This window comes from Haloarcula hispanica ATCC 33960 (assembly GCF_000223905.1).
Lineage (GTDB): Archaea > Halobacteriota > Halobacteria > Halobacteriales > Haloarculaceae > Haloarcula > Haloarcula hispanica.
This window is the reverse complement of the sequence record NC_015948.1, coordinates 1,173,866-1,186,447: the sequence shown is the minus strand read 5'-3', so window position 1 is coordinate 1,186,447 and position 12,582 is coordinate 1,173,866. Positions and strand designations below refer to the sequence as shown.

The following is a 12,582-nucleotide window of genomic DNA, read 5'->3' as shown; positions in this document are numbered from 1 at the left end:
GATCGGAGCCCCTAAGAGCGTAATCATTGTCTGGTGTGTCCGACACCGGCGGTTGCGGTGTGCGATTCAACTCGGTCCATCAGTGCTGATGCCGACACGACCAGGGCCAGATACAGTATCGCCACCAGCACGAAGAGTTCGGTATACTGGTACGTTTCGTTAGCGATGGTACTCGTCCGGCCGTACAGCTCTTGGACGGTGATGAAACTCGCCAGCGAGGAGTACTTGATGAGGTACACGAGTTCGTTCGTCCAGCTGGGAAGCGCGAGTCGGAGGCCCTGTGGAACGACGACGTACCGTATCCCTTCGAGCTTCGAGAGCCCGATGGCGCGTGCAGCGGTCAACTGCCCGCCGTCGACGGACTCCAGTGACGCGCGCAGATACTCGGACTGGTAGGCGGCGCTGTTCAGCGTGAAACTGATGACAGCGACCCAGAACGCCTGCGCGGGAATGAATCCGACGCCGACCCCCGGGACGCCTCTGAGAACCTGCGTGAGTGAGGTCGCAAAGTAGAGGACGAACAACTGGGCGAGCAATGGCGTCCCGCGGATGAGTTCCGTGTACGACAGGGCGAGCCAGCGGGCCCACCGCCCACCGTATACGCGGACGACGCTGAGCGGGAGCGCCAGCGTGAACCCGAGACAGACGCTGAAAACCGTCAGTAGCACCGTCGTCCAGACGCCGTGGGCCAGTGCCGGCAGATACGCCGTCGCGTCGGCGGCAAACCGGAGCGCGTCGGCGAACCACACGAGCGGCGCTCCGGCAACACCAAGTGACGCGGCGAGCGAGGCGACAGTGTCCGCTGTCGTCAGAAACGGGGCCGCCGGAACGAACGGCGTGCCGCGGTCAAGCCCGAATACCCCCGCGAGAACGAAATCAGTGGTCCAGCGGGCGAGAACCCAGACCCAGAACAGTGCCAGGCCGACTGTGAGGGGGCGGACGGTGAAGACCGTCTCCACGCGGTCACGGAGCCCCGGATTCGGCGACGTTGTCGATTCGGCCGTGCTCATGCCGTCTCCTCGTGTGCGTGCAATCTGCTCAGGAACTGTTCGGTTCTGTCCGCTGTCGGGTTCTGGAACAGTTGCTCCGGTGGGCCGTGTTCGACGATTTCACCGTCGTCGAGGAACACGATGTCCGACGCGGCCGACCGCGCGAAGTCCATCTCGTGACTGACCACGAGCATCGTGATGCCCTCCGCTGCGAGGTCGCGCATCACCTCGACGACCTCGCCGACGAGTTCCGGGTCGAGCGCGCTGGTCGGTTCGTCGAACAGTAACAGTTCCGGGTCCATCGCGAGTGCGCGCGCGATACCGACGCGCTGTTTCTGTCCGCCGGAGAGTTCAGCGGGGTAGGAGTCGGCCTGCTCCAGCAATCCGACCTGTTCGAGATGGGTCCGGCCGGCTTCCTCGGCGTCAGCAGCGTCCATGCCGAGTACTTTTTTCGGGCCGAGCGTGACGTTTTCGAGCGCCGTCAGGTGCGCAAAGAGGTTGAAATCCTGGAACACCATGCCGACCTCCTTTCGGAGTTCGTTGACGTCAGTGTCGGCTCCGGTCACGTCCTGCCCGTCGAGGGCGATCCGGCCACTGTTGATCTCCGTCAGTCGGTTCACACATCGGAGCAGCGTGGACTTGCCCGAGCCGCTGGGGCCGATGAGGACCGTCACGTCGCCCTGGTCCATCTCGAGGCCCACGCCCTCCAGTACCTCTTCGTTCCCGTAGGACTTGTGCAAGTCGTCGATTGAAAGTAGTGGCTGTGTCATGTCGTTCCCTCCGGTACGGCGTAGTAGTCACTGAGCTTGTCGAGCGACCGATTCGTCGCGAACGTCAGCACGAAGTAGACGAGGCTGACGGCGAGGAATATTTCGAGTGCCGCCGTCGACTGCCCGCCTTCGTAGAGGTTCTGTCCCGTCGTCAGCAGCTCGCCGATTCCGATGACGATGGCAATGCTTGTGTCCTTGAGGACGATGGTAAACTCGTTCTGGAACCCCGGGACGCTCCGGCGGAGCGCCTGCGGGACGACGACGTGTCGAATCGCTTCGAACCGGGACATCGCGACGGCGCGTGCCGCTTCCAGCTGTCCGTCGTCGACGCTCTGGAGCGCACCGCGGAAGATCTGTGACTGGTAGGCGGCGCTCCGGAGACCGAGCGCGATGGTCGCCGTGACGAACGCGCTACTGGAGATAGAGAGGCCGAAGTACAGAATCATAATGATGACCAGCAGCGGGGTGCCACGGAGGACGACCCCGACCTGTTCGACCAACCGCCGGGCCCTGTCCGAGCCGTACACCTCTATCGCACCGGCCGGGAACCCGACGACGAATCCCAGGAGAATACTGGAGACGGTGAGCGCGATGGTGACAGCTGTCCCGCCGAGCAACAGGCCCCAGTTGTTGGCGACGAACAGCCAGTCAGCGGTCTGGAGTAGGATTGCTGCCATGGCCTCACTTCTGTCCGAACCACTTCTCGGTCAGGTCCCGGTACGTCCCGTCGTCCTCGACGGTAGTCAGCCCGCTGTTGAGCGCACCCGCGAGTTCGTCGTTGCCGGACTGAACCCCAAAGCCGAACTGCTCGCCGGTTTCGTGGACGAACGCGGACTCGATAGGGCGGTCCGCCACGAAGGAGTTCGCGACGGGGACGTCGATGATGATGACGTCGACGTTTTCGTTCAGCAAATCCTCGACGGCGAGCACGTAGTTGCCGTACGCGTTGTAGTTCGACTCCGGAACCGTTCCCGCTTCGATGAGCTGGTCCTTGATGACGGATTCGCCGGTCGTCCCCTTCTGTGCACCGACCGTCGCTCCGGAGAGGTCGTCTAACGACGACGGCGAGAACGACCCGCTCTCGCGGACGACGATGGCCTGGTTCGAACTGTAGTACGGGTCGGAGAAGTCGATCGCTTCGTCGCGGTCGTCGTTGATCGTCATGCCTGCCGCGACGACGTCGACGTTCCCGTTGTTCAGCGCCGGAATGAGTGATTTGAACTCCAGTTCTTCCCACCCGCTCAGTTCGTACTCCGACGCCGCGATAACAGCTTCCAGCAACTCGACGTCGAAGCCGACGAGTTCGCCGTCCTGCTTCATCTCGAACGGCGGAAAGCCCGGCGCTGTTCCCGCGGTGAGCGTCTGTGAGTCCCCGCTGCCCGATTGACAGCCAGCGACCGACAGGGTCGCGACAGTGCCACCGATTGCCTGCAGATACCTCCGTCTGTCTACGCGTGCCTCTCGTGGCATAGTCCCACAGTCGAATCAATCATATTTTAACATTTCGGTTACCGCAGAAGTCGCGAGGGTCAGGCCGACGCGACAGGGTCTGCAACCTCGGTAAACACCGAATCGAGGATGTCGAGACAGAGTTCCAGTTCGCGCTCGGTGACGTCGAGTGGCGGGAGGAGCCGGAGGGATTTCTGGCCACAGCCGAGCGTGAGAAGGCCGTGTTGGAGCGCGGTTTCCATCACGGCATCGCGTCGGTCAGCCGTATCGAACTCCAGCGCGGTCATCAGGCCGAGACCGCGAACGTCCTCGACCAGCTGACGGTCCGCCGAAACCTCGCGGAGCCGATCCATGAAGTACGTCCCCTTCTCGGCGGCGTTGTCCAGCAGGTCGTGGTCCTCGATAGCGGCGAGTGTCAGTGCGCCGCGCATGGAGCCGAGGATGTCTCCGGCCCCCCACGTCGAGGAGAGCCGCGACGTTTCGGACGGGAAGATGTCCGAGCGGGAGATGGTCGCGCCGACCCGGAGCGCTTTCGCGCTCGTGATGACGTCCGGTTCGATGTCGTAGTGGTCGACAGCCCACATCTCGCCCGTGCGGCCGGCTCCCGACTGGATTTCGTCGGCGATGATCGGGATGTCGTGTTCCCGGCAGAGGTCGTCGACGGCCGAGAGGAACTCGGGGCTCGGGACGCGATAGCCGCCTTCGCCCTGTATCGGCTCCAAGATGAGGAATGCGACTTCCTCGGGCGGGATGTGGCCGGTGTCTGCGTCGAGTTTCGAACGGAGGCGCTCGACCCCGGCCTCGGAGTACTCCACGTCGTGGATCCCGCTGAGTTCGGGGAACTTCCGGCGGTAGACGGACTTCGAACGGTTCAGCGAGAGCGCTCCCAGGGTCCGACCGTGGAACGCGCCGTCGAAGGTAATGCCGTACTTCGGCGTCTCGCAGTTGTCGTAGCAGATCTTCATCGCGTTCTCGACGGCCTCTGCGCCGGAGTTCGAGAGGAAGACGGTGTCGAAGTCGTAGTGGCTAGTAATGTCGGTCAGCCTATCCATCAGGTGGGCGGGACCCGGCAGCGACGTTTCGTCGGGCGAGCCGCCGGTGCTGACGTAGAAGTCCTGTCCGGCTATTTTCAGCGGGTCGACCATGTCGAACTCGTCGGCTCGGTCGAGCACTTTCGGGTTGTTGTAGCCGAGCGGCGACGCGGCGACGTGGCAGGTAAAATCGAGCAGGACGTTGCCGTCCGCGTCGGTACAGAACGGACCGATTGCGTCTTCAGTGATGTCCCAGACGAAATCGTACACGTACGTGCTCGGTGCGGCGGTTTCGTGGTGGTACTCGACCCACTCGCTGCTCTGTGGGCCGGGAAGGCTATCGACACGCGGCTCCGCAGTATTGCGGTCCATGTTATCACAATCGCCATCATTGGTAATAAATCACTGTGTTCCGGCCCCGCGTGCCGGCCACACAACTGGGTGCGTGCCGCAGTTCGAAGCTGTAACAATTGAAACAATTTACACACTGATAGCACTGCCGTCATGCGATCAGGTGTGCCTTGATTTTCAATGGCTACGATACGCTACAGGATCCGCTTGCCGAACGCGCTGGCGGCGAGTTCGGCCGCTCGTTCGCCCGTCGTGTTGCGCTGGTCGAGGATAGGGTTGACCTCGACGACGTCGAGCGAGCGCAGCACCGATTCGGCGGCGTCGCGGTCGGCGACCCGTTCCATCGCCGTATGTGCCTCCCGGTAGGTGACGCCGCCCGGGACTGGCGTCCCGACCCCCGGCGCGTCGTCCGGGTCGAGCCAGTCGAGGTCGAGGCTGACATGGATGTCGTCGACGCCGTCGGTCGCGATGTCGAGCGCCTCGTCGGTGACCGGTCCGATACCGCGCCTGTCGATATCTTCCATGGTAAAGACGGAGATGTCGCTCTCACGGAGGACCGCTCGTTCGTCAGCGTCGAGGCTCCGCGCTCCGACGATGGCGGTGTTCTCCTCGGCGACGTTCGGGGCGGTCGCCCACGGCATCTCTGCGAAGTCGCCGTAGCCGTGGGCGGCCGCAAGCGGCATACCGTGGACGTTCCCGCTAGGCGACGTAGTCGGGGTGTTGTAATCGCCGTGGGCGTCGAACCAGATGACGCCGAGTTCGGCCGTCTGGGCCGCGCCGCGCATCGTGCCCATCGCGATAGAGTGGTCGCCGCCTAACACCAGCGGCACGCTCCCGTCGGCTATTTCCGTCGCCACCCGGTCGGCGAGGGTGTCGGTCATTTCGGCGATCGCATCGAGGTACTTCGCGCCGTCGTCGGTGGTCGCCGACTGCGACTGTAGCGTCGGCAGTGCGAGGTCCCCAGCGTCAGTGTATTCGACGCCGGCCGTATCGAGGGCGGTACTGAGGCCGCCGTAGCGAATCGCCGACGGCCCCATGTCGACGCCACGCCGGTCGGCGCCGAGCGCGAAGGGGACACCGAGCACCGCGACAGGTGACACGGAACGACTGTGGTCTCGCGAGTGGGTAGACTGAAGGGACATCCGTTGCTACGGCCATAGCCCGCGGGCGTTCATAGCCTCACCGATTCGTGAGAGCGCGACGATGTAGGCAGCCGTTCGCCATGTGACGTCACGGTCCTCGACTTCGGTCCGGAGAGCCTCCCAGGCATCGAGCATCTCGGCTTCGAGTTCTTCGTTGACCTCTTCGCGGGACCAGCTCCGGCGATTGATGTGCTGGAGCCATTCGAAATAGCTCACAGTGACGCCACCGGCGTTGGCGAGGATGTCCGGGATGACTGGGATGTCGCGCTCTTTGAACACAGCGTCGGCTGCTGTCGTTGTCGGGCCGTTCGCCCCTTCGACGACGATGCTCGCCTGCACGTCTGCAGCGTTTTCCTTGGTCAGGACGTTCCCGACTGCCGCGGGAATGAGGACGTCAACATCGAGTTCCAGCAGCTCGGCGTTAGATATCTGCCGTGGTGCGTCGACGTCCCCTAGCTGGCCGTGTTCGTCGCCGTCAGCCGAAATCGATTCGATATCGAGGCCGGATTCGTCGTAGATGCCGCCGTCGACGTCGCTGACAGCGACGACGGATGCGCCCCAGGAGTCGAGGAGGCGTGCGGCGTTCGCGCCGACAGCACCGAAGCCCTGTACGGCGACAGTGGCACCCTCGACGGTTCCGTCGTAGTAGTCGAGCGCTTCGCGGGCGACGATGGCGACGCTCCGGCCGGGTGCTTCCTCGCGGCCGTGTGTCCCGCCGACCGCTGTCGGTTTGCCGGTCACGATGCCGGGGACCGTCTCGCCTTCCTGCATCGAATACGCGTCCATGAACCAGGCGACGGTCTGTTCGTCGGTCCCCATATCGGGTGCTGGGATGTCTTTCGTCGGCCCGACGACTTCGCGGAGCTCCTCGGCGAACCGACGGGTCAGTTGTTCGGTCTCCTGTGCGTCGAGCGTCGACGGATCGACGACGATGCCGCCTTTCGCGCCGCCGAAGGGGAGGTCCATCACCGCACACTTCCACGTCATCAACATCGCCAGCGCCGTACACTCCTCGGCGGAGACGCTCGGATGGTATCGCATGCCGCCTTTGTACGGCCCTCTGACCTCGAAGTGCTGGACGCGATAGCCGTTGAACACCTCGACGCTCCCGTCGGTTCGGCGGATCGGGACAGACACCTCGACGGTTTTCGATGGGTGACGGAGCTGCTCAAGCAGCCCCTCGGAGAGATCGAGGTGTTCGGCCGCCCGCTCCAGTTGGCGGCGGGCTGTCGCGATTGGCGATTCATCGTCGTCTGGTGCTTGTTCTGATGGCTCCTTCTGTGTGCTCATGATTGGTTGGTGGATTCGGCTCTTGGTTCCGGTGCGTACGCCCGTTCGCTTCGGGACCAATGGGGCGAGTACGCTGCGTCGTTCAGCACGCTGCTTCCGTCCTGACTGTCAACATCCGACGGCTGGAGTGAGACAGTGTATCGGCACCAATACCGGTATTGTTAATAAATATTTGGGACTGTCTGCGGGACAAATAGTTTGAACATAGCAAAACCAAGCAGACATCTTCATTCGTCGCTTATAGAGTATTATGGGCCAGATTAGTGGCGTATTTGCGGAATATCCGATAAATATAGCTTTGATATGCTCAACATAGGCGAGGCCACACTGGTCAGATGAAGCCACGCCGGATAGCAGAATATCGACGCAGACGTGCTATACCATGGCCTAGTACTGAACAGAGAATTTCCCCGTGCTTTGACTATCTCAAAAATAGACTTGGCACAGCAGTGTCGGAGCACTGTACTGAGAGAGACCACCCACGACAGGTATAACTCCCGCGGCGACCCGCCGGAAACAGCCTGCAGGCTTGGCTATCGGGCCTGATACGCTACCTCGACCTCTTACTAACGATGGTACGACTGTTATTGTGGCTCATTTGCTGGGTGAATCGCTCCGTTCGACGGTCACAGTAGCACAGCCGAGATTTGAGCTATCCAAATGTCGGAGACCGGACGCCGTCGTCGTTTCGTGGTCGTCGCCGACAGATGGAGACGAGTGTCCGACACCGTCGTTACGTGCCCCGGTCAAACGAGGTCATTTCGAGATTGACTTCGATGAGGTTCGCGGCCTCCATCACCATCTCTGGGATTTCGGTGTCGAAACGGGTCCCTTTCAGACGGCTGGTCGGTGCAGTCACACTGACCGCGCCGACGACGGTCCCGTCGTTGTCCAGAATCGGCGCACCGACCGCCCGAAGGCCGCGAATCTCTTCCTCGTCGTTCGTCGCGTACCCTCGCTCCCGGATGGTCTCTAGCTCGTCGCAGAGCGTCTCTCGGTCCGTAATCGTGTGCTGTGTCTGTCGCGAGAGCCCTTCACGGTCGATTATTTCCTCGACGCGTTCGGACGGGAGACACGAGAGGATCGCCTTCCCCGAAGCACTGTCGTGGAGGTGCTGTGGGGCCTCCCGCAACTGGAGGTGGTAGTCCATCCCGACGGCGTGTTCCCCTCGCCGCTCGTAGATGGCGACTTCGCGCCCGTCGTTTTCGACGACCAGATGGACGTACTCGCCGGACCTGTCCGCTAGTTTGTCCACTTCCTCCTGTCCAGCGGTGTAGAGTTCCGTCTCGTTGCGGACGTGTTCGCCCATCGTGACGAACCGAAAACCGAGCTGGTACGTGTCGTCGTCCTTCGTGAGAAAGCCACAGTCGGTCAGCGTCGCAAGATACGTGTGAAGCGTTCCCTGGGAGAGCTCGATTCGCTCGTTCAGTTCCTGCAACGTCGCGCTGTTTGACTCCTGAACGGCTTCGATGATCTCGCAGGCGTTCTCCACGGACTGTATCCGCCGGCCCGTGTTTTGTGTGTCGGCGTCGTCGGTCATTACCCCAGTAGAGTTGCCGTCATTATTTAAAAACCCGGATGTGAGCGATGAGCGACCGGAACACCCGCTTGGACGCTACCGACCGACAGGGAGTAATGCCACGCACAGTATGACCGTCCGACTCATTGCGGACAGAATCGGTAACAGCCGAGCTGTGAGTGTGTCTGTGCTGTGAGCCGTAGGGCGCTGTCTTATCGAGGCGTTCAGATTGACGGTCAATTTGCACCTACTAACGAGTTATTTATCCTTAAGATATCAATTTCAATATCGTATATCGCACTTCTAGATTGAAAGTTCGGGATCGTCTCTAATATAGTCTGTTTTTCTATCCAGAAATGATGAATACAGATATAGTTACCTCTGATAGAATCTGCTGCTGTTCTACAGTACCGTAATCGCTGCTAGATCGAAACCGCACGATGGGTCCCGGAGACGGTGGTGCTAGCCGACAAGGATATATAAATAGTCGTCCAGAACACGGGGGTGTTGTCCGGTAACTAAAACACTTATTGTTGTTACTGAACGAGACACTAGTATGTCAACGACGCCTGCGCAGGACGGCACGCAGTGGTTCCTGCATACATGGCGAGACCACATTCTCGAGCCGATAGAGACGGCTCTCTCCGTGCTTGACGTGGAGCATACGGAGCTTGCGGCCGAGCAAAATGGTCTCGAAGACTTCCTCCAGCGCCTGCGTGCCGTCGACCCCGCCGACCAGCCCTCCTCCCCCGTCGGTGCGCGAGGTCGACAGTCCGCATCAGACCCCGTCGAAGCGCTACGGGACGCCTACGCCGACACGGTGCTGGCTGTCGACCACTACGAGTCAGTGTACGACGAATCGCTGGTCGAGAACGTCGCTATCGAGTTTGGGCCGGACTACGCAGCGCTGTTTCACCCCGAGACGAACGTCGGGTTCTCGCCGCCGCTCAAACGCTCGCTGGTGGCAGCGACCGAGCAAGCAATCGACGAACGGACCTCGCTGGACCGCGCTGTCAAAATCGAACAGGAGTCGATGCTGGAGTACCGCAGCAGTCTGCAGGAGATCATCGAGACGCTCGACAGCACAGTCGTGCCCGAGTGGTATCGCGAGACGTTCCAGAGTGACGTTACTGCGCTTCTACAGGAGCGCCAGGACCAGCTCCACTCAAGCGTCTACCGGTTCGAGACACACGAGTTCTGTACGTACATGTACGAAGAGCAACTCTGGACGTATCCGGTGTTGACCAGTCTCGCGCGGTTACAGGAATCTGTGGACAGCTGAACGGGCGGCTCTCTGGCAGACAGGTGTAGGCGTCACTGAAGCGCGGTGAACTGGACGCCGGCACACCCTCCCAACTTGAGGAGTACTGAGACGAGTACACAGTCGTTGTATTCCGCGGCAACCGTCACGAGAGGACACCATTCACTATCTCCGGGCGAACATATTCGCCCCGCTTCCTGCGAGATGAGAGTGCGGTTCCCTATATATACAGGTTGGTCTTCGAGTTGCAGCCGTGAGCTACCATGGAAACGCGTAGAACATTCGTTCGCGGTCTGGGTCTCGCGGCTGGAGTCGCGCTAGCTGGCTGTTCATCGGGCGGCGGCTCCGACAGTAGCGGTGACGGCGACTCAGGTAGCGGCGGTGACGGATCAGACGGCGGCGAGACCGAGTCCAGTGACGGCGGGAGCGGGTCCGAATGGACCGAGACGAGCACCGTCGAAATGACGGACGAACTGGCATACGAGCCGAAGAAAATCCAGGTCGAGGCAGGCACGACGGTCACGTTCGAGAACGTCGGCAGCATCGGCCACACGGTGACGGCCTACGAGGAGGAGATCCCCGACGGCGCGGACTACTTCGCGTCCGGCGGGTTCGACTCCCTGCAGGCCGCGAAAGACGGCTACAGTAACGGGCAGGAAGGCAACATTCCGAAAGGCGAGAGCTACGAGGTCACGCTGGAGACGACGGGGACCTACGAGTACTACTGCATCCCCCACGAGATGAACGGGATGGTCGGCACAATCAAGGTGGTCTGATATGAGCAAAAACGAAACCCCACGCGATCCGAACGAAGTCCTCGAAGAGTACGAAGAAACCCTCGACTCGGTACTGGTGGAGGTCGAGTCTCCGGACGAATCGACTGCGGACGACGACCTCTCGCTGGGACTGCCCGGCCTCTCGCTCGGCCGCCGGGACTTCATGAAGGCCGGCGTCGCCGCCGGTGCGATGGGGTCCGTCGCTGGCTGTTCAGCGCTGACCGGCGGTGGCGATGGCAGTGCCGGCAGCCAGTCGACACCCTCGGGCAGCGGCGCGAGCCACACGGTCGAACCGGGCGAACACGACGAATACTACGGCTTCTGGTCCGGCGGCCACTCCGGCGAACTGCGGGTCATCGGCATCCCGTCGATGCGGGAGCTCACCCGCATTCCGGTGTTCAACACCGACTGTGCGTCGGGCTATGGGTTCACTGACGGGACTCAGGAAATGCTGGAAGAGGGCGGCGGGTATAGCTGGGGTGACAATCACCACCCGAACCTCTCGGAGACGGACGGTGACTACGACGGCGAATACCTGTACGTCAACGACAAGGCCAACGGCCGCATCGCCCGTGTGAACCTCACGTATTTCGAGACGGACGCCATCACGGACGTCCCGAACATGCAGGCCATCCACGGCTGTTGTGTCCTCTCGCCGGACACGAAGTATGTGCTGGGCAACGGCGAGTTCCGCGTGCCGCTGCCCAACGACGGGACCGACGCGAAGAACCCGGACAACTACACGTCGCTGTTCGTCGCCGTCGACCCCGAGTCGATGGAGACCCAGTGGCAGGTCAAAGTCGACGGGAACCTCGACATCGTCGACACCGGCAAAGAGGGTCGGTGGGCCATCTCCTCGGCGTACAACAGCGAGGAGGCCACCGACATCCAGGGCATGACGAAAGACGACCGGGACAACGTCAAGGCGTTCGACATTCCGGCCATCGAGCAGGCCGTCGAGAACGGCAACTACGAGGAGGTCAACGGCATCCCCGTCGTCGACGGCACGCAGGGGAGTTCGCTCAACCAGGGCGACCGCCCCATCGTGAAGTACATTCCGACGCCGAAAAGCCCCCACTGTGTCGAGGTCGGCCCGAACGGCGACTACGCCTTCGTCGCGGGGAAGCTCTCGCCGACGGTGACGATGATCGACCTGAACGCGCTGGCCGATTCCTCCGACCCCGAAGATGTCGTCGCCGGGCGACCACGCGTCGGACTCGGCCCGCTACACACTACCTTCGACGGCAACGGACACGCCTACACGTCGCTGTTCATCGACTCACAGGCCGTCAAGTGGGACATCGAGGCGGCCGTCGAGGCCGAAGAAGGGTCCGAGGACCCCATCATCGAGAAGCAGGACGTCCACTACAACCCCGGGCACATTCAGGCCCTCGAGGCGATGACGACCGACCCCGACGGGGAGTGGCTCGTCAGCCTCAACAAACTCTCCAAGGACCGGTTCCTCCCGGTCGGCCCGATTATGCCCGACAACGACCAGCTCATCCACATCGGGCAGGGCGAGGAGGAGATGGAACTGGTCGCGGACCACCCGGCCTACCCCGAGCCACACGACTGCGTGTTCGCCCACAAGGACAAGATAGACGCCAAGAAGGTCTACGACAAGGACGACTACGAGGAGACCTACATCACCGAGGAGGACTCCGGCGTCGAGCGCACGGGCGAGAACAGCGTCCACGTCAAAATGACGACCAAGCGCTCGGAGTTCGGCCTGCCGGACTTCACGGTTCAGGAGGGCGACGAGGTGAAACTCTCCACGACCAACATCGAGGGCGTACAGGACATCATCCACGGCGTTGCCATCCCCGAGCACGACATCAACTACGCCGTGGCCCCACAGGACACCCGCGAAGTCACGTTCACGGCTGACGACCCCGGGGTGTACTGGATCTACTGCACGTACTTCTGTAGCGCCCTGCACCTTGAGATGCGCAGCCGGATGATCGTCGAACCGGCGGAGGGGTAGCGACACAACCCATTTCGGAG

The 12,582-nt window shown here is 61.9% G+C and carries 11 protein-coding genes; 3 read left to right on the top strand and 8 right to left on the bottom strand.

Annotation, left to right across the window (positions count from 1 at the left end; all coding sequences use genetic code 11):
- Positions 1–23: 23 nt before the first annotated feature.
- From HAH_RS06060 to HAH_RS06025, 8 genes are all read right to left on the bottom strand, one after another.
- Entirely contained in the window at positions 24–1,010 is a 987-nt protein-coding gene (locus HAH_RS06060) for an amino acid ABC transporter permease (protein WP_014040119.1), read from the bottom strand.
- The gene (locus HAH_RS06055) at positions 1,007–1,759 is read right to left on the bottom strand and encodes an amino acid ABC transporter ATP-binding protein (protein WP_014040118.1); all 753 of its coding nucleotides are present in this window, start codon (positions 1,757–1,759) and stop codon (positions 1,007–1,009) included. Before HAH_RS06055 ends, HAH_RS06060 begins: the two co-directional genes overlap by 4 nt.
- Positions 1,756–2,436, bottom strand: a complete 681-nt coding sequence (locus HAH_RS06050) for an amino acid ABC transporter permease (RefSeq protein ID WP_014040117.1) — start codon at positions 2,434–2,436, stop codon at positions 1,756–1,758. The genes HAH_RS06055 and HAH_RS06050 overlap by 4 nt, the downstream gene beginning before the upstream one ends.
- Before the next feature lie 4 nt (positions 2,437–2,440).
- Positions 2,441–3,229 carry a basic amino acid ABC transporter substrate-binding protein gene (locus HAH_RS06045; protein ID WP_014040116.1) on the bottom strand — a complete coding sequence of 263 codons (789 nt, stop codon included), beginning with the start codon at positions 3,227–3,229 and terminating at the stop codon, positions 2,441–2,443.
- A gap of 59 nt (positions 3,230–3,288) precedes the next feature.
- Positions 3,289–4,611 (bottom strand): class-III pyridoxal-phosphate-dependent aminotransferase, encoded by a 1,323-nt coding sequence (locus HAH_RS06040; protein ID WP_014040115.1) that lies wholly within the window; start codon positions 4,609–4,611, stop codon positions 3,289–3,291.
- 173 nt (positions 4,612–4,784) lie between these two features.
- On the bottom strand, positions 4,785–5,732 hold the full coding sequence (gene rocF / locus HAH_RS06035; protein ID WP_044951789.1) for an arginase: 948 nt from the start codon (positions 5,730–5,732) through the stop codon (positions 4,785–4,787).
- 6 nt (positions 5,733–5,738) lie between these two features.
- On the bottom strand, positions 5,739–7,022 hold the full coding sequence (gdhB, locus tag HAH_RS06030; protein ID WP_008309650.1) for a glutamate dehydrogenase GdhB: 1,284 nt from the start codon (positions 7,020–7,022) through the stop codon (positions 5,739–5,741).
- Between the two features lie 733 nt (positions 7,023–7,755).
- Positions 7,756–8,562, bottom strand: a complete 807-nt coding sequence (locus HAH_RS06025) for an IclR family transcriptional regulator (protein ID WP_014040113.1) — start codon at positions 8,560–8,562, stop codon at positions 7,756–7,758.
- A 535-nt stretch (positions 8,563–9,097) separates the two neighbouring features.
- Here HAH_RS06025 and HAH_RS06020 point away from each other — a divergent pair.
- The 3 genes from HAH_RS06020 (at position 9,098) to nosZ (ending at position 12,562) form a co-directional block, all read left to right on the top strand.
- On the top strand, positions 9,098–9,823 hold the full coding sequence (locus tag HAH_RS06020) for a DUF7260 family protein (protein WP_014040112.1): 726 nt from the start codon (positions 9,098–9,100) through the stop codon (positions 9,821–9,823).
- A 242-nt stretch (positions 9,824–10,065) separates the two neighbouring features.
- The gene (locus tag HAH_RS06015) at positions 10,066–10,578 is read left to right on the top strand and encodes a plastocyanin/azurin family copper-binding protein (RefSeq protein ID WP_014040111.1); all 513 of its coding nucleotides are present in this window, start codon (positions 10,066–10,068) and stop codon (positions 10,576–10,578) included.
- 1 nt (position 10,579) lies between these two features.
- On the top strand, positions 10,580–12,562 hold the full coding sequence (gene nosZ, locus HAH_RS06010) for a TAT-dependent nitrous-oxide reductase (protein ID WP_014040110.1): 1,983 nt from the start codon (positions 10,580–10,582) through the stop codon (positions 12,560–12,562).
- Positions 12,563–12,582 lie beyond the last annotated feature (20 nt).

Excerpts from the sequence above, each read along its gene's own strand:
- HAH_RS06045 (WP_014040116.1), bottom strand. The coding sequence starts at position 3,229 with ATGCCACGAGAGGCACGCGTAGACAGACGGAGGTATCTGCAGGCAATC.
- HAH_RS06040 (WP_014040115.1), bottom strand. The coding sequence starts at position 4,611 with ATGGACCGCAATACTGCGGAGCCGCGTGTCGATAGCCTTCCCGGCCCA.
- gdhB (WP_008309650.1), bottom strand. The coding sequence starts at position 7,022 with ATGAGCACACAGAAGGAGCCATCAGAACAAGCACCAGACGACGATGAA.
- HAH_RS06025 (WP_014040113.1), bottom strand. The coding sequence starts at position 8,562 with ATGACCGACGACGCCGACACACAAAACACGGGCCGGCGGATACAGTCC.
- HAH_RS06020 (WP_014040112.1), top strand. The coding sequence starts at position 9,098 with ATGTCAACGACGCCTGCGCAGGACGGCACGCAGTGGTTCCTGCATACA.
- HAH_RS06060 (WP_014040119.1), bottom strand. The coding sequence starts at position 1,010 with ATGAGCACGGCCGAATCGACAACGTCGCCGAATCCGGGGCTCCGTGAC.
- HAH_RS06015 (WP_014040111.1), top strand. The coding sequence starts at position 10,066 with ATGGAAACGCGTAGAACATTCGTTCGCGGTCTGGGTCTCGCGGCTGGA.
- nosZ (WP_014040110.1), top strand. The coding sequence starts at position 10,580 with ATGAGCAAAAACGAAACCCCACGCGATCCGAACGAAGTCCTCGAAGAG.
- rocF (WP_044951789.1), bottom strand. The coding sequence starts at position 5,732 with ATGTCCCTTCAGTCTACCCACTCGCGAGACCACAGTCGTTCCGTGTCA.
- HAH_RS06050 (WP_014040117.1), bottom strand. The coding sequence starts at position 2,436 with ATGGCAGCAATCCTACTCCAGACCGCTGACTGGCTGTTCGTCGCCAAC.
- HAH_RS06055 (WP_014040118.1), bottom strand. The coding sequence starts at position 1,759 with ATGACACAGCCACTACTTTCAATCGACGACTTGCACAAGTCCTACGGG.